Origin of the sequence: Lentisalinibacter salinarum (assembly GCF_040706555.1) — a bacterium.
Classification (GTDB): Bacteria; Pseudomonadota; Gammaproteobacteria; order Steroidobacterales; family Woeseiaceae; genus Lentisalinibacter; species Lentisalinibacter salinarum.
This window is the reverse complement of record NZ_JAPDRH010000002.1, coordinates 55,991-75,670: the sequence shown is the minus strand read 5'-3', so window position 1 is coordinate 75,670 and position 19,680 is coordinate 55,991. Positions and strand designations below refer to the sequence as shown.

At 68.6% G+C, this 19,680-nt stretch carries 17 protein-coding genes; 6 read left to right on the top strand and 11 right to left on the bottom strand.

The window, feature by feature from the left end:
- Positions 1 to 45: 45 nt before the first annotated feature.
- From ACJMKZ_RS03515 to ACJMKZ_RS03505, 3 genes are read right to left on the bottom strand one after another with little or no spacing between them, the layout of a single operon-like run.
- Positions 46 to 495: a YiiD C-terminal domain-containing protein gene (locus ACJMKZ_RS03515; RefSeq protein WP_405231815.1), complete on the bottom strand. Its 450-nt coding sequence runs from the start codon at positions 493 to 495 to the stop codon at positions 46 to 48.
- A gap of 11 nt (positions 496 to 506) precedes the next feature.
- Positions 507 to 917, bottom strand: a complete 411-nt coding sequence (locus tag ACJMKZ_RS03510) for a nuclear transport factor 2 family protein (RefSeq protein WP_405231814.1) — start codon at positions 915 to 917, stop codon at positions 507 to 509.
- Entirely contained in the window at positions 914 to 1,411 is a 498-nt protein-coding gene (locus ACJMKZ_RS03505; RefSeq protein WP_405231813.1) for a hypothetical protein, read from the bottom strand. Before ACJMKZ_RS03505 ends, ACJMKZ_RS03510 begins: the two co-directional genes overlap by 4 nt.
- A gap of 156 nt (positions 1,412 to 1,567) precedes the next feature.
- On the opposite strand from ACJMKZ_RS03505, the gene ACJMKZ_RS03500 reads away from it, so the two are divergent.
- Positions 1,568 to 3,211, top strand: coding sequence for a 3-(methylthio)propionyl-CoA ligase (locus ACJMKZ_RS03500; RefSeq protein WP_405231812.1), 1,644 nt, complete (start codon positions 1,568 to 1,570; stop codon positions 3,209 to 3,211).
- A 106-nt stretch (positions 3,212 to 3,317) separates the two neighbouring features.
- A complete protein-coding gene (locus ACJMKZ_RS03495; RefSeq protein ID WP_405231811.1) occupies positions 3,318 to 4,064 on the top strand; it encodes an SDR family NAD(P)-dependent oxidoreductase in 747 nt (248 codons plus the stop codon).
- 29 nt (positions 4,065 to 4,093) lie between these two features.
- On the opposite strand, the gene ACJMKZ_RS03490 is transcribed toward ACJMKZ_RS03495, so the two are convergent.
- Positions 4,094 to 4,864, bottom strand: a complete 771-nt coding sequence (locus tag ACJMKZ_RS03490) for a DUF1499 domain-containing protein (RefSeq protein ID WP_405231810.1) — start codon at positions 4,862 to 4,864, stop codon at positions 4,094 to 4,096.
- A 153-nt stretch (positions 4,865 to 5,017) separates the two neighbouring features.
- Between ACJMKZ_RS03490 and tesB the strand changes: the two genes are divergently transcribed.
- Together tesB and ACJMKZ_RS03480 are read left to right on the top strand one after the other, a co-directional pair.
- Positions 5,018 to 5,917 carry an acyl-CoA thioesterase II gene (tesB, locus tag ACJMKZ_RS03485; protein WP_405231809.1) on the top strand — a complete coding sequence of 300 codons (900 nt, stop codon included), beginning with the start codon at positions 5,018 to 5,020 and terminating at the stop codon, positions 5,915 to 5,917.
- Positions 5,918 to 5,990: 73 nt separating this feature from the next.
- Positions 5,991 to 7,292 carry an MFS transporter gene (locus ACJMKZ_RS03480; RefSeq protein ID WP_405231808.1) on the top strand — a complete coding sequence of 434 codons (1,302 nt, stop codon included), beginning with the start codon at positions 5,991 to 5,993 and terminating at the stop codon, positions 7,290 to 7,292.
- Positions 7,293 to 7,309: 17 nt separating this feature from the next.
- Here ACJMKZ_RS03480 and ACJMKZ_RS03475 read toward each other — a convergent pair whose 3' ends face one another.
- The 4 genes from ACJMKZ_RS03475 to ACJMKZ_RS03460 all read right to left on the bottom strand — a co-directional run bounded on the left by ACJMKZ_RS03475 (position 7,310) and on the right by ACJMKZ_RS03460 (position 14,294).
- Positions 7,310 to 7,822 (bottom strand): gamma carbonic anhydrase family protein, encoded by a 513-nt coding sequence (locus ACJMKZ_RS03475; RefSeq protein WP_405231807.1) that lies wholly within the window; start codon positions 7,820 to 7,822, stop codon positions 7,310 to 7,312.
- Between the two features lie 10 nt (positions 7,823 to 7,832).
- Entirely contained in the window at positions 7,833 to 8,573 is a 741-nt protein-coding gene (gene gpmA, locus ACJMKZ_RS03470) for a 2,3-diphosphoglycerate-dependent phosphoglycerate mutase (protein ID WP_405231806.1), read from the bottom strand.
- 48 nt (positions 8,574 to 8,621) lie between these two features.
- Positions 8,622 to 9,392, bottom strand: coding sequence for an NYN domain-containing protein (locus ACJMKZ_RS03465; protein ID WP_405231805.1), 771 nt, complete (start codon positions 9,390 to 9,392; stop codon positions 8,622 to 8,624).
- Between the two features lie 63 nt (positions 9,393 to 9,455).
- Entirely contained in the window at positions 9,456 to 14,294 is a 4,839-nt protein-coding gene (locus ACJMKZ_RS03460) for an NAD-glutamate dehydrogenase (protein WP_405231804.1), read from the bottom strand.
- Between the two features lie 187 nt (positions 14,295 to 14,481).
- On the opposite strand from ACJMKZ_RS03460, the gene ACJMKZ_RS03455 reads away from it, so the two are divergent.
- Positions 14,482 to 15,330 (top strand): tryptophan 2,3-dioxygenase, encoded by an 849-nt coding sequence (locus ACJMKZ_RS03455; RefSeq protein WP_405231803.1) that lies wholly within the window; start codon positions 14,482 to 14,484, stop codon positions 15,328 to 15,330.
- A gap of 1 nt (position 15,331) precedes the next feature.
- Here ACJMKZ_RS03455 and ACJMKZ_RS03450 read toward each other — a convergent pair whose 3' ends face one another.
- The gene (locus tag ACJMKZ_RS03450; RefSeq protein ID WP_405231802.1) at positions 15,332 to 15,796 is read right to left on the bottom strand and encodes a MarR family winged helix-turn-helix transcriptional regulator; all 465 of its coding nucleotides are present in this window, start codon (positions 15,794 to 15,796) and stop codon (positions 15,332 to 15,334) included.
- 103 nt (positions 15,797 to 15,899) lie between these two features.
- Positions 15,900 to 17,000 (bottom strand): cell division protein ZapE, encoded by a 1,101-nt coding sequence (gene zapE, locus ACJMKZ_RS03445; protein WP_405233127.1) that lies wholly within the window; start codon positions 16,998 to 17,000, stop codon positions 15,900 to 15,902.
- 227 nt (positions 17,001 to 17,227) lie between these two features.
- Here zapE and ACJMKZ_RS03440 point away from each other — a divergent pair, with 227 nt between their 5' ends.
- On the top strand, positions 17,228 to 18,874 hold the full coding sequence (locus tag ACJMKZ_RS03440) for an electron transfer flavoprotein-ubiquinone oxidoreductase (RefSeq protein WP_405231801.1): 1,647 nt from the start codon (positions 17,228 to 17,230) through the stop codon (positions 18,872 to 18,874).
- 33 nt (positions 18,875 to 18,907) lie between these two features.
- Here the strand turns inward: ACJMKZ_RS03440 and ACJMKZ_RS03435 are convergent, their stop codons facing one another.
- Complete coding sequence (locus ACJMKZ_RS03435) at positions 18,908 to 19,675, bottom strand: SDR family NAD(P)-dependent oxidoreductase (RefSeq protein ID WP_405231800.1); 768 nt, start codon at positions 19,673 to 19,675, stop codon at positions 18,908 to 18,910.
- Positions 19,676 to 19,680 lie beyond the last annotated feature (5 nt).

The window sequence follows — 19,680 nt, the reverse complement described above, 5'->3', positions numbered from 1 at the left end:
GGTGGCTCCGGTTGTCGATGTCCCCGTGGCCGCCCCGCAGAGGGGTCAGCGGCCGTCGCCGGCAAGCAGGACGAAGGTCCCGTGGAAGCGGGCGGCCGTCCCGTCCGCGGCGCTCTCCAGCCGGCTCGCCAGCTCCAGCCGCGCCCGGCCGCGCCTGCGCAGCTGCGCGAGCGCACGCTGCCATGCGGCATCGTCGTCGAATTCACACACCGCGACGAGTTCGGCGGTGACGGGCCGCAGGTATTCCATCCGGCTGTCGCGGATGACCAGCGTGATGCCGTCGCCGGCCTGCCAGGCGCGCAGCTGGGCGAGTGACCAGGCGGCCAGCGTGGCGAGCGCCGCGACGCTGCCTCCGAACGCCGTCTGCTTGTGGTTGATGTTCGGTGCGAGGGGTGCGGCGAGCACGACCCGCTCGGGATCTTCCGAGCGGACGCCGACCCCCATGGCGACCGTGAGCGGGATAGTCTCGTGCAGGTAGCGCTCGAGTCTGGACATGGCGGCCCGGTTCAGCCGGGCGGCGCGCCCGGCAGCCGCTCGGCCATCAGCCGGTGCAGCAGATTGATCGCCTTCAGCGGCCTGACCATCACCTTGAATTCGGTGATGCGCCCCTCGTCGTTCCACGAGATCATGTCGATGCCGTCGATCTCGATGTCGTCCATCCGGGTGCGGAACTCGAGCACGGCGCCGCGGGGCGCGTACCACTCGCCGACGTAACGGAAATGCTCGTTGCCGAGCACGTACATGGCGGCCTGCAGGTACATCCGCGTCAGCGGCTTGCCGGCCTGGGGCGTATGCACGACGGGCGAGTGGAACACGACCTCGTCGGCCAGCAGGGCATCCAGCGCCGCCATGTCCCGCTCGGCGACCAGCCGGTGCCAGCGTTCGATGACCGCCGGCCGCTCGTCGGCGCCGCTCACCGCTGGTGCCGTCCGATGGGGCCGAGGCGTTCCAGTTCCTCGTCCACGAAGCGGCGGAAATCCGGCGCGGCGCTCTTCGAGCCGAAGTCCTGCCACCACTGGCGCACGCCCTCGGACTGCAGCCAGTAGTTCAGGTGCGCCCGGCCTTCGTGCCACTGGTGCTCTTCCAGGTTGCCCATGTGCCGTTGGTGGTAGAGCGTCGAGAAGTACCAGAACGCCTTCTGCGCCAGGTTGGAGAAGCGATACAGGTCCTGACCCTTCAGGTTCCAGTAGTTCTTGCGGCCGCGGCGGTAGATGTCCTGCAGGTCCGGGTTCTGGATGATCAGATCGGTGAAGTTGCCGTGCAATGAGATGGCGCTCTGGCGCACGTTCATCCGCACCGCTTCGCTGTTGTCCCGGATATGCCGGGCCAGCAGGACGACGGCGGCGATGACGCCGATGCTGGCGATCAGGTTGGCGACGGCTGCCACCACGATCCAGACCGAGGAATTCATGGGCAGGCTCCCTGTACGGACCAGGCGCCAGTGTAACCCGGCGCGCCGCCCGGCGGGCATTCCCACCGTCGCGGATCATTGTGTAGTATCCCCTGCAACCGGGCCGCTGCCGCGGCGCGACACGAATCATCGACGCACAGTCGGGGGAGGACAACGATGCAAGGTCTCATGATGCAGATGCCGCTGCTGATCTCGTCGATCGCGAAGCACGCGGAGCGGTTCCACGGCGATTCCGAGATCGTCTCGGTCACGGGCGACAACCCGCTGCACCGCTACACGTACCGGGACTGCTTCCGCCGCTCGCGGCAGCTGGCGAATGCACTGGAAGGGGCCGGCATCGAGCTCGGCGACCGGGTGGCGACGCTGGCGTGGAACGACTACCGGCATCTGGAGGCCTATTACGCCATCTCCGGCATCGGCGCCGTCTGCCACACCATCAACCCCCGGCTGTTCCCCGAGCAGATCGTCTACATCATCAACCACGCCGAGGACCGGCTGCTGCTGACCGACCCGATGTTCGTGCCGCTGCTGGAGAAGCTGGCGGACCAGATCGACGTCGTCGAGCGCTTCGTGATCCTCACCGACGATGAGCACATGCCGGAGACCACGCTGAAGGGCGCGGTCTCCTACGAGAGCTTCATCGCCGGGCAGAGCGACGAGTACGAGTGGCCGGAGTTCGACGAGAACACGGCCTCCGGCCTGTGCTACACCTCGGGCACCACCGGTAATCCGAAGGGCGTGCTCTACAGCCACCGCTCCTCTGTCCTGCACGCCTATGCGGGCCTGATGCCGGACATCCTGAACCTGTCGCTGGACGATACGGTGCTGCCGGTGGTGCCGCTGTTCCACGTCAACGCCTGGGGCATCCCGTATGCGGCGCCGATTGTGGGGGCGAAGCTGGTATTTCCCGGCCCGAAGATGGGCGACGGCGAGGCGCTGTACAAGCTGATGGAATCCGAGAAAGTCACGATCTCGCTCGGCGTGCCGACGGTCTGGCTGGCGCTGCTGCAGTACATGGACCAGGCGGGAGTGACCACCAGCACGCTGGAGCGCACGCTGGTGGGCGGCGCGGCGGTGCCGGAGTCGATGATTCGCCGCTTCGACGAGAAACACGGGGTCACGGTGCAGCAGGGCTGGGGCATGACCGAGACCAGCCCGCTCGGCGTGACCAATCTGCTGAAGCCGCACCAGAAGGAACTGCCGAAGGACGAGCAGTACCGCATCATGGCCAAGGCGGGTCGCGGCATCTTCGGCTTCGAGATGAAGATCGTCGACGACGAGGGCAACGAGCTGCCCTGGGACGGCAAGTCCTCCGGTGCGCTGAAGGTGCGCGGCCCCTGGGTGTGCAGCGATTACTTCAAGCTGGAGGGCGAGAGCGATGCCCATGCCGAGTCCGGCTGGTTCGACACGGGCGACGTCGCGCATATCGACCCGGAGGGCTTCCTCACCATCACCGACCGCACCAAGGACGTGATCAAGTCCGGCGGCGAGTGGATCAGCTCAATCGATCTCGAGAATGCGGCCATGGGCCATCCCGACGTGGCCGAGGCGGCGGTGATCGGCGTCCATCATCCGAAGTGGACGGAGCGCCCGCTCCTGATCGTCGTGCGCAAGGAGGGCACGGACGTGGCCAGGGAGGACATCCTCGAATTCCTGGACGGCAAGGTGGCGAAATGGTGGCTGCCGGACGACGTGGTGTTCGTCGACGAGCTGCCGCACACGGCCACGGGCAAAATCCGCAAGACCGACCTGCGCAAGGACTTCGGCGACTACACGCTGCCGGCCGAGAAGGCCTCCTGACGGGCGATCGGATTCCCGCGGGCCCTCCGGTCCGTGAACCGCTCCCGCGCACGGGGGCGGGCGGGGCGGTATAGTCCGCGCCAATCCAGGGCAAAGGGAACGGGTTATGACGGTAGATCAACGGCTGCACGGCATGAAGGCGATCGTCACCGGCGCCGCCGGCGGCATCGGCGAGGCGGTGGCGCTGCTGTTCGCGAAGCACGGCGCCGAGGTGCTCGCCGTGGACGGACCGGACAGCGGGCTCGAGCAGGCCTTCCGGCGGCGGGACGCTATCCTGCCGCTGGCGCTGGAACTTGCCGACGACGGCGCGGTGGACGTCGTCATGGAGACCGTGGCCAAGCGTTTCGGCGGCCTGGACATCCTGGTGAACGGCACCGGCGTCCTGCCGGCAGGCATCGCGGAGGAGGGCGACTGGCAGGAGACGCTGGACGTCAGTCTCGACGCCATGAACCGCCTCTGCCGCGCCGCGATCCCGTACCTGAAGAAGAGCCCCGCCGGCCGCATCATCAACATCGGCTCTGTGATGTCCGCTTTCGGCGCCGAGGACCGGGCGGCCTACGCGGCCTGCCGGCACGCCGTCTCCGGCCTCACGCGGACGCTGGCCGGCGAACTCGGCCGCGACGGCATCACGGCCAATTTTCTCGAGCCTGGCGCGATCGTCACCAGCAATACCCGCCAGGCGTTCCGCGCCGACCGGGAGTTCCGCGATTTCTGGATCGGCAAGTCGGCCTCCGGACGGCTGGGCGAGCCGCTGGACGTAGCCAAGGTGGCGCTGTTCCTCGCCTCCGACGACGCGGCCTTCGTCAGTGCCCAGGACATCCGGGTGGACGGCGGCGCGATGCAGGCGCCCTGATAACGGCTGACAATGGCCGGCCCCGCCGGCTAGCCTGACGTGGCCAGAGACTCCTCCAGCGCTGCCAGGAACTCGCGGATGCGCGTGGCATTGGTGCCGAGATCGCTCCGCCCCACCCGGGACTTCGAGCGCACGTCCACCTCGGTGCCTTGCGCCACGGAGCGGGCGCGCAGCACCACGTCGTCGCGGAAGCCGAACCAGAAGGTCGTGTCCACCGCCTCCACGCGGCCTGCGTCGGGCTCGGCGGCGACCACCTCCCAGCCGAAGGCCCGGGCGATCTCCGCGGCGCGGCGGACCACCTCGGCGGGCGGCGCATCCACGACCAGGCTGTCGAGGTCCGGATAGGCCCGGCGCTGCTGCTCGGCGTTCTCCGGCCCGGCCCAGGCGGCCGGATTCGGTGCGCCGGCCCTGAGCGGCGCGATCGCCGAGAAGGCCGGCGGGTCCTCGAGGTCGGTGCTGATGTCGTGGATGGCCGGCACGCTGCGCGCCTGAGCGAACCAGCCGTAGAGCTGCAACGAGATGGCGGCGCCGATTACCACGGCCACCACCGCGCTGCCGAGCGCCGGCTGTCCCGGCACCCGCAGGATGCCGATGACCGCGATGATGCCGAGTATCACAGCCACGAGTGCCAGTGCGCCGCCGGCCATCGCCAGCCGGATCCCGGGCATCACGCCGACGATGCCGAAGCGGTGCCCGGGTCCCGCGATCACCAGCGCGAGCACGGCAGCCAGCGCCGCGTACAGCGCGAAGCGCCCCAGTCGCCGCGGCCACACGGAGCCGCCGCCGAGTTCGTCAGCCATCGCCTTCCTCCTCCGGGCATTCTTCCGCCGGCAAGGAAACCACTATAAACCCGGCTGCCACGTCCCGTCGATTACGCCGCCCGGCTGCCGGCCTGCCTGCCGACGGCGCCTGCTAGAATACGCCGCTCGTTTCCCCAGCCACGGAGTCTCCGCATGGATCCCGTACTCGCCGATCTGCTGCAACTGCTGAAGCTCGAGCGCATCGAAGAGAACATATTCCGCGGCGACAGCAGGGACATCGGCAGTGCGCAGGTCTTCGGCGGCCAGGTGCTCGGTCAGGCCCTGTCCGCAGCGCATCACACGGTGGAGGGCCGGGTGGCCCATTCCCTGCACGCCTATTTCCTGCGCCGCGGCGACGTGGAGGCGCCCATCGTCTACGACGTCGACCGCGCCCGGGACGGGCGCAGTTTCTCCGTGCGCCGGGTGGTGGCCATCCAGCACGGGCGACCCATCTTCAACCTGTCCGCGTCGTTCCAGGTGCCGGAGGAGGGCCTCGAGCACCAGGCCGAGATGCCGGAGGTGACGCCGCCGGAGGAACTGCGCGATTCCCACGAACTCGCCTCCGAGATCGTCCACGTGCTGCCGGAGAAGATGCGCCGCTTCTTCACCCAGAAGCGGCCGTTCGAGTTCCGCCCCGTGGATCCGCCGGACTTCCTGAAGCCGGAGAAGCGGCCGCCGGTCAAGCACGTCTGGGTGCGCGCCGCAGACCGCCTGCCGGACGACCCCGATCTGCACCGCAATCTGCTCGCCTATTTCTCCGACTACGAGCTGCTGGGCACGGCGACGCTGCCCCACGGGCTGCGCTTCGGCACGGGCAACGTGCAGATGGCGAGCCTCGATCACGCGCTGTGGTTCCACCGCAAGACCCGCGTGGACGAGTGGCTGCTCTACAGCTTCGACAGTCCCAACGCGTCGGCCGGACGGGGCTATTCGCGCGGCCAGATCTTCAGCCGCGACGGCACGCTGGTGGCTTCCACGGCCCAGGAGGGTCTCGTGCGGGTGTGGCGCGAGCCGCTGGAGCGAAAGCGCAGAAGCGCCGCCGCGCAGGACTGATCATGGTGTGCGCCCGCCGACGCGCCTGCCCGTGTCCCGATCCGTGCGCCCATAGTCCATGAGCCAATAGTCCATGCGCCACTATCTGAGCTGGTTCTTCTCGGCGCGCATGCCGTTCGTGGCGCGTGCGCTGTACGGCCGCGAACTGCGCGCCTGGACGCTCTTTTCCCTCGGCCTCGGTGCTGTCGAAGGCGGCGTGGTGGGCGTCATCGCCAAGAACGCCTTCGCCGGCGCCGTCGGCGACGTGGCCCTGAACCAGAGCGTCGCGCTGGTGGCCGGCGCGCCGGCGTTCGCCAACATACTCTCGTTCCTCTGGGCGGGCATGGCCAGCGGCCGGGACAAGGTGCGGGTCCTGACGGCGCTGAAGCTCGCCGCCGGCCTGAGCCTGGTCGCCATCGCGCTGGCGCCCATCAACGGCTGGGGCCTGGCCCTGTTCGTCGCCGGCGTCATCGGCGCCCGGCTGTTCTGGTCCGGCATCGTGACGGTGCGCTCGGCGATCTGGCGCGCCAACTATCCCCGCCACGTCCGCGGCAACTTCACGGCGCGGGTGACGGTGCTGGCGGCGCTCGGCATGGCCACGACCGGCGTCGTCACCGGCCTGCTGCTGGACCGCGACCCGCTGGCCTTCCGCTACGTCTATCCGGCGGCCGCGCTGGCCATGTTCGCCGGCATGGCGCTGTATGCCCGGGTGCGTGTGCGCGGCCACCGGCGTCTGGTGGCCGCCGAGCGGGCGGAGCAGGCGGGGCCCGGGCGGCGCCGGCGCCGGGACCTGTTCGGCATCCTGCGCACCGACCACGACTACCGGCGCTATCTCACCTGCATGTTCGTCTTCGGCAGCGGCAACCTGATGGTGGTGGCCCAGCTGGTGATAATACTGAACGAGCAGCTCGGCCTGTCGCGGCTGCAGCAGATGCTGATCACCTCGTCCATCCCCTTCGCGGTGATCCCGCTCTCCATCCCGCTGTGGGCCCGCTTCTTCGACCGGGTGCACATCGTGCGCTACCGCGCCATCCAGAGCTGGTCCTTCGTGGCCGCCATGGCGGCGTTCCTCACCGGCGTGTTCACCGCGCGCATCGAGGTGCTGTGGCTCGGTGCGGCGCTGCTCGGCACGGGCTATGCCGGCGGGCGCCTCGGCTGGAACCTGGGCCACAACGACTTCGCCTCGGATGCCCGCGCGACGGAATACATGGGCCTGCACGTGACCCTGACCGGGGTGCGCGGCCTGCTGGCGCCGATCGCCGGCGTGGGCGCCTACCAGATCCTGCAGGGCGTGGAGGAAGGGCTGGGCATCTACGCGCTGTTCCTGCCGCTTGCGCTCACGACCGGCGGCGCCTTCGGATTCGTGTGGCTGCGCTCGCAGCTGCCGAAAGCCTGATCGCTGTCCGGCTCGCGTCAGTCGAGATCGCGCCGGTAGCGCCGGGCGTTCTCCACGTAATGTTCGGCGGAGTGGCCGATCATGGCGATCTCCTCGTCGCTGAGCTCGCGCACCACCTTGGCCGGCGCACCCAGTATCAGCACGCCGTCCGGGAACTCCTTGCCCTCCGTCACCAGGCTGTTGGCGCCCACTACGGTGTTCGAGCCGATGCGCGCGCCGTTCAGGACGATGCTGCCGATGCCGATCAGGGTATCAGCGCCGATCGTGCAGCCGTGCAGCATGACCTTGTGGCCGATCGTGACCCGGTCGCCGACGGTGAGGGGATAGCCCATGTCCGTGTGCATCACCGTGCCGTCCTGGACGTTGGAGCCCTCGCCGATCTCGATCCATTCGTTGTCGCCGCGCAGCACGGACTGGAACCAGACGCTGGCTCCTGCCTTCAGCCGCACGCGGCCGATCACCCGGGCATCGGGCGCCACCCAGGCGTCTTCGTGGATGTCGGGGCTCGCATCGCCGAGATCGTGAATCATGGTCGTCTCCTCAGCCTTTCGCCTGGTTCGCGACGGCGGCGGCGGCCTTCGCCACCGCGTCCGGGTCGCCCAGGAATTCCCGGCTGCGCGGTTTCAGGTCGTCGTCCAGCTCGTAGGCGAGCGGGATGCCGGTGGGGATGTTGAAGCCGGTGATCTCGTCGTCCGACATGCCGTCCAGCATCTTCACGAGCGCGCGCAGGCTGTTGCCGTGGGCGGCGATCAGGACGTGCCGCCCGGCCAGCAGGTCAGGCGCGATCACGTCGTCCCAGTAGGGTACCACCCGCTCCAGCGTGGTCTTCAGCGACTCGGTGGCGGGCAGGTCGGCGATGCCGGCATAGCGGCGGTCGAAGCGGGGATGGCGCTCGTCGTCTTCCTCGAGCGGCGGCGGCGGCGTGTCGTAGCTGCGCCGCCAGACGTGCACCTGCTCCTCGCCGTATTTCTCCGCCGTCTCCGCCTTGTTCAGGCCCTGCAGGGCGCCGTAGTGGCGCTCGTTCAGCCGCCAGCTGCGGTGCACGGGGATCCACATGAGATCCATCTCGTCCTGGATCAGCCACAGCGTGCGTATCGCGCGCTTCAGGACGGAGGTGTAGGCGACGTCGAAGCGGTAGCCCGCCTGCTTCAGCGTGCGCCCGGCCTCCTTCGCCTCCTCGACGCCCTTCTCCGTGAGGTCCACGTCGGTCCAGCCGGTGAACAGGTTCTTCAGGTTCCACTCACTCTGGCCGTGGCGGCAGAGGATCAGTTGTCCTGGCATCTCGCTAGTTACCTCTCTCGGTCCATTGGCGGTTTCGGCGGTGACGCATCAGACCGTGTGCACGATGTAGTTGCCCCGCGCATCATCGAAGTCGATCCGGATCAGCTTCTCCTTCTGCGCCGATTCCAGCAGTTCGGAGAAGTTCTTGAAGCCGTAGTAGTTCTCGTTGAAGCCCGGATGCACGCGGCGCATGGTCTGCTTGACCAGCGACCCCCACAGCGGGTCGTAGTCGGCCTCCAGCGAGTCGACTATCTCCACCAGCATCTCCAGCGCCTCCTGGCGCTTGCCGTTCGTGCCGCTCTTCTGCTCCGTCTTCTTCTTCTTCGCGCCCTGGGTCTGCTTGCGCCCGGCCACACGGGCCAGGTCGTCGTAGTAGATGAACTCGTCGCAGTTGCCGATGAGCAGATCCGAGGTGGAGCTCTTGATGCCGCAGCCGATCACGCGTTTGTCGTTCTCCTTCAGCTTGGAGACCAGCGGCGAAAAGTCGCTGTCGCCCGACACCAGTGCGAATGCATCGATGTGGCTCTTCGCGTAGCAGAGGTCGATGGCGTCGACCACCATGCGGATGTCGGCGCTGTTCTTGCCGCTGAACTTGGTCTGCGGGATGTCGATCAGCTCGATGCCCTGCTCGTGGAAGTCGCGCACGTACTTCTGGTAGCGGCTCCAGTCGGAGTAGGCGCGCTTGTACACCAGGCGGCCCTTCTCCAGCAGGCGCTTCAGCACCAGCTTGATGTCGAAGGTGCCCTGGGGCGTCTCCTTGGCGCCCAGCGCCAGGTTCTCGAAGTCGATGAATACCGCGATGAGTTGTTCGTCTGCCATTATCTGTCAGCCATTGTTGTTCGGGGTTGTGTCCGGGATGGTCGTCGGCGTCCCGCGGTCCTGTCAGCGGCCCGTGAGCTTAGTCAGCTCGTCGGTGGCGACCGAGAGCGTAGCAAAATCGGTACGGGCGCTCTTCTGCATTTCGTCGAGCATGTGGCGCGCCCCGCGCACCCGCTCCCCGGCGCCGTCCAGCCAGCTGACCACGGCCTCGCCGGTGCCGAGTTCCGGCCCGGTCTCCTCAAGCAGCCGCTCGGTGAGCGTGCGCTGGACGTTGCGGATGTTGTCGCGCAGGCGGCTGCGCGCCAGGGCCTGCCAGTGGCCGCGCGCCTGCAGTTCGTCGATCCTCTCGCGCACCCAGTCCAGACGCAGTCCGCGGCCCAGCTCGAAGTACAGCCGCGCGACCCGCTTGAGATCCCGGTCGCCGGCGATGTCGACGATGTCCAGCGCCGAGGTGACCGCCGTCAGCGCGGCGATGCGTTGCGCGAGCCGGCCGGGCAGGCCCATGGACTCGAACTCGTTGGTCATCCGGGCCAGCCGCTGGCGTGCGCTCTCGTGCAGTAGTGAGCCGAGTTTCTGGAAGACGAGGCTGACGCCGGGCTTCAGTGTCTGCACGGCGGACTCGATGCTCTCGTAGGACTGCTCGCGGCGCAGCAGCCAGTAGCAGGCATGGCGCAGCTTGCGGCTGACCTCGAACATGACCAGGTACTGGGTCTCCGCCGGTATCAGGTTGTCCAGCGCCTCGATGCCCGCCCAGATCTCGCGGGCGCCGCAGACTTCCCGCGCCACGGCGTAGGCGCGCGCCACGCTCACCGCATCGGCGCCGGTCTCGTCCGCCGCCCGCCAGGCAAACGCGGGCCCCATCCGGTTGACCATGCTGTTGGTGATCAGCGTGGCGAGGATCTGGCCGCCGAGGCGGTGCTCGCGGATGAGGTCGCCGTAGCGGCGGGGCAGGGGCGCCGGGAAATACTGCTCGAGCTCTTTCGCGAGATACCCGTCCGTGGGGATATGGGCGGCCTGCATGCGGGCGTAGAGCTCGATCTTCGAATAGCTGAGCAGCACCGCCAGTTCCGGCCGGGTGAGCCCCAGGTCGCGCTGGCGCCGTTCCTCCAGGGTCTCGTCGTCCGGCAGGTATTCGAGCTCCCGGTCCAGCAGGCCCGTCTTCTCCAGCGCCTGGATGAGATAGAGATGCTCGCTCAGGCGGTCGACCCCGGTGGCCTGCATCATGCTGATGGCCTGGGTCTGCAGATAGTTGTTGCGCAGGACGAGCGCGCCGACGTCCTCGGTCATGTCCGCCAGCAGCCGGTTGCGCCGGCCGGTGGTCATGCGCCGGGTCTCGGCCACCTGCCCGAGCAGCACCTTGATGTTCACTTCCCGGTCGGAGCTGTCCACGCCGGCCGAGTTGTCGATGAAGTCCGTGTTGATGCGTCCGCCGGCCAGGGCGAACTCGATGCGCGCCCGCTGCGTAAGACCCAGGTTGCCGCCTTCGCCGACCACGCGGCAGCCGAGCTCGCCGGCGTTGACGCGCACGGCGTCGTTGCTGCGGTCGCCCACCTCGGTGTGGGACTCGCTGCCGGCCTTGACGTAGGTACCGATGCCGCCGTTCCAGAGCAGGTCGCAGTCCATGCGCAGGATGGCGCGTACCAGCTGGGGCGGACTCAGGCTCTCGTCCGTGACGCCCAGCATGGCGCGCACCTCGGCGCTCAGCGGGATGCTCTTGGCCGAGCGGGGCCAGATGCCGCCGCCGGCGGAGATCAGCCGCTTGTCGTAGTCCTCCCAGCTCGAGCGGGGCAGGGCGAACAGGCGCTCGCGCTCGGCGAAGCTCGCCGCGGCGTCCGGGTTCGGGTCCAGGAAGATGTGCTGGTGGTTGAAGGCGGCCAGCAGGCGGATGGTCTGCGACAGCAGCATGCCGTTGCCGAACACGTCGCCGCTCATGTCGCCGATGCCGACCACCGTGAATTCCTGGCTCTGGGTCTCGATGCCCATCTCGCGGAAATGCCGGCGCACGGCCTCCCAGGCGCCGCGGGCGGTGATGCCCATCTTCTTGTGGTCGTAGCCCGCCGAGCCGCCGGAGGCGAACGCGTCGTGCAGCCAGAAGCCGTACTCCGCCGAGATGCCGTTGGCGATGTCGGAGAACGCCGCCGTGCCCTTGTCGGCGGCCACCACGAGGTAGGGGTCGTCGCCGTCGAGGCGCACCACGCGGTCCGGCGGCACCACTTCGCCCTCGACGATGTTGTCGGTGATGTCCAGCAGCGAGCCGATGAAGATGCGGTAGCAGGCGATCACCTCCGCCTGCACCGCGTCCCTGTCACCCTTGTCACCGTGGGGCAAGCGCTTCGGCAGGAAGCCGCCCTTGGCGCCGGTGGGCACGATCACCGTGTTCTTGACCGTCTGGGCCTTCATCAGGCCCAGCACCTCGGTGCGGAAGTCCTCGCGGCGGTCCGACCAGCGGATGCCGCCGCGGGCCACCGGGCCGGCGCGCAGATGCGTGCCTTCCACCCGCGGCGAGTACACGAAGATCTCGTAGCGGGGGCGGGGCAGCGGTGCCTCTTCCAGCGCGGAAGGGTCGAACTTGATGGCGATTGCCGGCGGCTCCCGGCCGTCGTCGTCGACGCGGAAGAAATTCGTGCGCAGCGCCGCTTCCAGCACGCCCGTGTAGGCGCGCAGGATCCGGTCCTCGTCCAGCGTCGCCGCCTCGGCGACCAGCCGGGCGATCTCGCGGCGGCACTCCTCGAGCCCTGCGCGCGCGGCTTCGGCATCGGCATCCGGGTCGAACTGCAGCCTGAAACGGCGCACCAGCAACGCGGCCATCTGCGGATGGCGCGCCAGCACGGACTCCATGTAGGGCTGGGAGAAAGGCAGTCCCAGCTGCAGCAGGTACTTCGAGAACGCGCGCAGTATCGACGTCTCCCGCGCGCTCAGACCGGCTTCGAGCACCAGCCGGTTCAGCCCGTCGTTCTCGCACTCGCCGGCGAGCACCCGGGAGAAGGCGTCCTCGAAGCGGCGCTCGGCCTCCGCCGGATCGATGGCGGCGCCGCGGGGATGCTCCAGTTCGAAGTCCTGGATCCACCAGGCGCTGCCGTCATCCGGCTCCAGGTGGTAGGGCCGCTCGCTCACCACCCGCACGCCCAGATTCTCGAGGATCGGCAGGGCGTCGGAGAGAGGCAGAGGCTCGCCCGGACGGCATATCTTGAAATGAAGCCGCTCGGTGACGCCGGGCGGCCGGTACAGCTCCGTGTCCTCGCCGTCGCCCGCTTCGCCGCCCTTCAGCCGGTCCAGCGTCTCGACGTCGCCGCAGGCGGCGGCCGGCAGGACGTCTTCCTCGTAGGCCAGCGGGAAGATGTGACCGTAGCGGCGGGCGAGCGCGATGCCGCGGGCCTCGCCCAGATGCTCCACCAGCGCGTGGGCGAGGCGGTCCTGCCAGGTCACCACGGCTTCGCCGATGTCCTTCTCGATCTGGCGGATGGAGATCCTCGGCTTGCGGCCCTGTTCGATGTGCACGATGAGGTGCAGCCGGGCGAGCACCGACTCCGACAACTCCACCGACGACTCGATGCTGAGCCCGTCGAACGCCTGCATGAGGATGGTCTCGATGCGCTGGCGCACCCGGGTGTTGTACTTCTCGCGGGGCACGTAGACGAGGCAGGAGAAGAAGCGGCGGAAGGCGTCCCGGCGCAGGAACAGCTTCACGCGCTGGCGCTCCTGCAGGTTCAGGATGCCGGAGGTCGTGCGCGAGAGGTCTCGCACCGAGGCCTGGAACAGCTCGTCCCGGGGGTAGGTGTCCAGCACGTGCATGAGCGCCTTGCCCCGGTGGCCGCTGGGATCCAGCTCCGCCCGTTCGATGACGCGCCGCACTTTCAGCCGCAACAACGGGATGGCGCGCGGGCTCTCGTTATACGCCACCGAGGTGAGCAGCCCGAGGAAGCGCTTCTCGCCCACCGGCTCGCCGGCCTCGTCGAAGACCTTCACGCCGATGTAGTCGAGATGGCTGGGCCGGTGCACCGTGGAGCGGGCATTCGCCTTGGTCAGGATCAGCAGCTCCCGCCCGCGGGCCTCGCGCCGCATCTCCGGGGTCATCGTGACCCGGCGTTCCGCCGAACGGCGTTTCGACAGGATGCCGAGGCCCGTATCCGCGACGGGTCGCAGCTGCGCCTCGCCGTTGCTCCGCACGACCTCGTATTCCTGGTAGCCGAGGAAGGTGAAGTGGTCGTCCGCCATCCACTCGAGCAGGTGGCGGCTCTCCTCCACGAGGGTCTGATCCACGCGGCCGGCCGGTCCCTCGAGCGCGGCGGCGGCCTCCAGCATTTTCTCGCGCATGCGGCGCCAGTCCCGCACGGCCACGCGGACGTCGTGCAGGGTCTCCTCCAGCGCGCGCTTCAGCGCCGCCATGCGCCGGTCGCTCGTCTCCCGGTCGATCTCCAGGCGCACGAAGGACTCCACATGGCCTTCCCGGGCCGAGCGGGGATGGATGGCGGTCAGGGTGCCCTTTGCGTCGCGCTCCAGGCGTACCAGCGGATGGACGGTCAGGTGCACGTTGGCGCCCGTGCGCGCCACCGCCATCCCGAGCGAGTCCACCAGGAACGGCATGTTGTCGTTCACCATCTCCACGATGGTGTGGCTGGAGTCCCAGCCGTCGCGCCCGGGGTCGGGGTTGTAGATGCGCAGCCGGTGGCGGCCGCGCCGCCGGGTCATGCCGAGTTCCAGGTGGGCGAGTGCGGCGCCGGCCAGGTTCTCGGGCGTGGCCGCGCGCAGGTCCTCGACGTCGACGTCGGCGTAATAGTGGCGGATGAAGGTGCGCAGGCGCGCGCGATTCCTGAATGGTCCGGAGCCGCGTACGGCGCCGACGATCTCCTCGAGGATCCGGTCCTTCTGGTCCGTGTTCCGGCGCAGCGCTTTGGGGCTCACTATGATCGCAGTTCCTGACGCCGCCGGCCGCGATCCCGGCGGGGGTGTGACCGTCTTCCAACGGGGCGCCAGTATACACGACGACACAGCCCCGCCGTGGCCGTCCGCTTGCTGGTATCCTGCCGCGCATCGAGTCATGACAGGCCGCCGGCGGCAGCGCCGGCGCGCGAGGAGGAGAGCGTTCCCCATGGCGACCGACCATTACGACAACGCATTCCACACCGACCTCGACCCCCGCGAGGACTACGCCGGTTATCTCCGTCTCGACCGGCTGCTGTCCGCGCAGCGCCCGCTGAGCGACCCGCCCCACCACGACGAGATGCTGTTCGTCATCCAGCATCAGGTGGCGGAACTCTGGTTCAAGCTGACCGTGCACGAGCTCGAGGCGGCGATGGCCGCCATCCGCGAGGACGATCTCGCCCGCGCGGCGAAGATTCTGGCGCGGGTCAAGCAGGTGCAGCACCAGCTCTACAGCCAGTGGGACGTGCTGGATACGCTCACACCCAGCGAGTACGCCGAGTTCCGCCACGTGTTCGGGCAGGCCTCCGGCTTCCAGTCACCCCAGTACCGGCTGGTCGAGTTCATGCTCGGCAACAAGGATCCGGCGAAGATCGCCGTGTTCGCCCGCCACGAGGAGTGGCACCGGCGGCTGCGCGTGGCGCTGGAAGCGCCCGCCATCTTCGACGAGTTCCTGCGCCACCTGGCGCGGATCGGCCTGCCGGTGCCGCGGGAGGCCGTCGAGCGGGACTTCACGGTGCCGCGGGAGCCCGACGACCGGGTGGTGGCAGCGCTGGGCGAGATCTACGCCGAGCCCGAGCGTTACTGGCAGGCCTATGAACTGGCCGAGGCCCTCATGGACGTGTCCAACAACTTCCAGTTCTGGCGCTTCCACCATCTGAAGACGGTGGAGCGGATCATCGGCCACAAACGCGGCAGCGGCGGCACGGCGGGGGTCGCCTGGCTGAAGCGGGCGCTGGACTACGACTTCTTCCCGGAGCTGATCCGGGTGCGCACGGAACTCGCCGACGCCACCTGACTCAGTAGTGGGGCGCGCCGAGCAGGCGCGCCCGCGCGAGCAGGCGCTCGAGCAGCACGTCCAGGGTGTGCACCTCGTCGTCGCTCAGCCCGTGCAGGAGTTCGCGCTCGAACTTCAGCGCCAGCGGCGCCACCTCCGCATACACTTCCTCGCCGGCGGGCGACAGGTGCAGGATGGATCGGCGGCGGTCCTGGTCGGCGAAGCGCCGGTTGATGCGCCCGCTCTTGATCAGCTTGCCCACCGCGCGGCTGACCGCGACCTTGTCCATCAGGGTGCGTTCGGCCACCTCCGAGGCCGACAGACCCGGGTGGCGGCTCAGCACGGCCATGATGCGCCACTCGGGTATCGACAGCCCGAAGCGCTTCGAATAGGCGCCCGCGATGGTGGCGCTCACCGTGTTCGACAGTATGGAGAGGCGGTAGGGGAGGAAGTCCTCGAGTATCAGTTCCTGTTGCTTCTCGGCCATGGTCTCCGTCCATCGCGCCGGCATCTCGCCGCAGACCGGATGAGGTTAGCCTCCGCGAAGGGCGCTGGCCAGCCCGGACATGCCGCAATGACGCGGCGGGGCATCAGGCGAGGTGCGGCGCGGCGAGATACTCCCGGGACTGCATCTCGACGAGCCGGCTCACGGTGCGCTCGAATTCGAAGGTGAGGCGCCGGCCCCGGTACAGCTCGTCCGGCGGCGCGGCCGCCGACAGGATCAGGTTGACCCGGCGCTCGTAGAACTCGTCCACCAGGGCGATGAAGCGCCGGGCCTGGTTCTCGCTCGAGCGGTCGAACACGGGCACGCCCGCTATGATCACCGTGTGGTAGCGCCGGGCGATCTCGATGTAGTCGTCCTGGCTGCGCGGGCCATCGCACAACTCGGCGAACTCGAACCAGGCGACGCCCCTGGCGAGGCGCACCGTGCGCACCGGCCGGCCCTGGATGGTGAGCGTGCGGCCGTGCTCCTCGCGCCCCGAGGCGATGCGCCGGAAATAACGCGCGAGGTTGCGGTCCGCGGTCTCGTCGAGGGGCGAGTGATAGATCTCCGCCTCCTCGAGCACGCGCAGCCGGTAATCGGTCTCCGCATCCAGGTGGAACACCCGGCAGTGGCGCTCGATGGCCTCGATCGCCGGCACGAACTGCTGGCGTTGCAGGCCGTCGCGGTAGAGTTCCGACGGCGGCAGGTTCGAGGTCGCCACAAGGGTGACGCCGCGGCGGAACAGCGCGCGGAGCAGCCGGCCGAGGATCATGGCGTCCGCGATGTCGGAGACGAAGAACTCGTCGAAACAGAGCACGCGGGTCTCCGCCGCCATATCCGCGGCGACCCGGTCGAGCGGGTCCTCCAGCTGCCCGTGGCGCTTCAGCGCCTCGTGCACCCGCCACATCATGCGGTGGAAGTGAATGCGCAGCTTGTCCTCGAAGGGCAGCTCCTCGAAGAACAGGTCCATGAGCAGGGTCTTGCCGCGGCCGACGCCGCCCCAGAGATAGAGCCCGCGCACCGGCTCGAGCGCGAAGCGCCCGGGGAACCGCCGCGCCAGGCCGCGGCGCAGCGCCGCCGCAGTGCCGGTGTCCCGGGCCAGCTCGTCGTGCAGCCGCTGCAGCTCCGTCACGGCCGCCTCCTGGGCCGGATCCCGGGTCAGGTCCTCCCGGCGCACGCAGTCCAGGTAGCGGTGGTGGATGGTCATGGCGCACGGAGCGTACACCGTCCGCGCCTCTGCCTCCACAAGGTCTCCACAAGGCCTCGACGGGCGCCGCCCGGGCACGGGATGTTAGAATTGCACGGATACTTCGCAAGCGCACGAATCGCACGCAGGAGGGGCTTCAGCCCCGAGCCATGTAGGAGGGCCTTCAGGCCCGATCCATGTAGGAGGGGCTTCAGCCCCGAACCAGCAACCAACAGAGGGGATGACACGTGGAACGCGAATCCATGGAATTCGACGTCGTTATCGTAGGCGCCGGCCCGGCCGGTCTGGCCGCGGCCTGCCGACTGAAGCAGCTGGCGCAGGAGACAGGCCGCGAACTCTCCGTCGTCGTCGTGGAGAAAGGCTCGGAGATCGGTGCGCACATCCTCTCGGGCAACGTCTTCGAACCGAGGGCCCTGGACGAGCTGTTCCCGGACTGGAAGGAACGCGGCGCGCCGGTGAAGACCGGCGTCACCCGTGACGACATCTACTACATGACCTCGGAGAAGGGCGCCATGAAGGTGCCCGGACCCTTCGTCCCCGGCCCCATGCACAACGAGGGCAACTACATCATCAGCCTCGGCAAGCTCTGCGTGTGGCTGGGCGAGCAGGCGGAGGCGCTGGAAGTCGACGTGTTCCCGGGCTTCGCAGCCGCGGAGGTGCTGTACGAGGACGGCAAGGTCGCGGGCGTGATCACCGGCGATATGGGCGTCGACCGGAAAGGCAGGCAGAAAGACTCGTTCACCCCGGGCTATGAGCTCCGCGCCCGTTACACCATCTTCGCCGAGGGCGTGCGCGGCAATCTCGGCAAGGAGCTGATGGACAAGTACGACCTGCGCGCGAACTCGGATCCCCAGCACTACGGCATCGGCCTGAAGGAGGTGTGGGAGATCGACCCGGCGAAGCACGAGGAAGGCCTGGTGGTGCATTCCCTCGGCTGGCCGCTCAGGAACGACACCGAGGGCGGCGGCTTCCTCTATCACGCCGAGAATAACCAGGTGTACCTCGGTTTCATCATCGCGCTGAACTACTCGAACCCCCATCTCGATCCCTTCGCCGAGTTCCAGCGCTGGAAGACCCATCCGAAGATCCGTCAATATCTGGACGGCGCCGAGCGCATCTCCTACGGCGCCCGGGCGGTCAACAAGGGCGGCCTGCAGGCGCTGCCGAAGACCTGCTTCCCCGGCGGTCTGCTGGTGGGCTGCGACGCGGGCTACCTGAACGGCGTGAAGATCAAGGGCGCGCACACGGCGATGAAGACCGGCATGCTGGCGGCCGAGTCCGTCTTCGAGGCCCTGGAGGCCGGCGACGAGGGCGGCAGCGATCTGGTCGCCCACGAGGAGCGGGTGAAGAACTCCTGGGTGTACGAGGAACTGCACAAGGCGCGCAACTTCGAGCCGTCCCAGCACAAGTTCGGCACTTTCTTCGGCGCGGCGTTCACGTTCCTGGACCAGAACATCATGCGCGGGCGCATGCCGTTCACGATGCACAACCGGGTGCCGGACCACGAGGAGCTGAAGCCGGCGGCCGAGTCCGAGAAGATCGACTATCCGAAGCCGGACGGGGTGATCACCTTCGACCGGCTGTCGTCCGTCTACCTCTCCGGCACCAACCACGAGGAAGACCAGCCGATCCACCTGCAGCTGAAGGATCCGTCGCTGCCCATCGAATTCAATCTGCCCACCTACGACTGTCCGTCCCAGCGCTATTGCCCGGCAGGCGTGTACGAGGTGGTGGAAGAGGAGGGCAGCAAGGTCTTCCGCATCAACGCGCAGAACTGCGTGCACTGCAAGACCTGCGACATCAAGGACCCGAAGCAGAACATCCGCTGGGTCACGCCGGAGGGCGGCGGCGGCCCGAATTACACCGGCATGTGAGGCCGGCCGGCGCGCCGCGCGCCGGCACCGCGCCTACTTCGGCTGCATGCGGATGCCGCCGTCGAGCCGGATGGTTTCTCCGTTCAGCATCGGATTAGTGTAGATGTAGCCGACCAGGTCGGCATATTCCTCGGGCCGGCCCATGCGCGGCGGGAACGGGATCTGCGCCGCGAGCGACTGCTGCACCTCGTCGGGCAGTCCCGCCATCATCGGCGTCATGAAGATGCCGGGCGCGATGGTCATCACGCGGATGCCGAAACGGGCCAGCTCGCGCGCGATGGGCAGGGTCATGCCGACGACGCCGCCCTTCGAGGCCGAGTAGCCGGCCTGGCCGATCTGGCCCTCGTAGGCCGCGACCGAGGCCGTGTTCACGATCACGCCGCGCTCGCCTTCGCCGCTCGGCTCGTTGTTCTGCATGAGCGCTGCCGCCTCCTTCGCGATATTGAAGGAGCCGACCAGGTTGATCATCACCGTGCGCGCGAAGTAGGCCGAGTCCATGGGCCCGTCGCGGCCGAGCACGCGCCCGGGGGCGACGACGCCGGCGCAGTTCACGGCCAGGGTGAGCCCGTCCATCGCCTCGGCCGCCCGGCCGACGGCCGCTCGCACCTCCGCCTCGTCGCTGACGTCGGTGCGGACGAAACCGGCACGCTCACCCAGCTCCGCGGCGGCTTCCGCGCCGGCCTCCTCGTTCACGTCCAGCAGCGTGACGCTGCCGCCCGCCGCCAGCAGGTGCCCCGCCGTCGCCCGTCCCAGGCCCGATGCGCCGCCGGTGACTATCGCCTTTACTCCGCCGAGATCCATGTCTG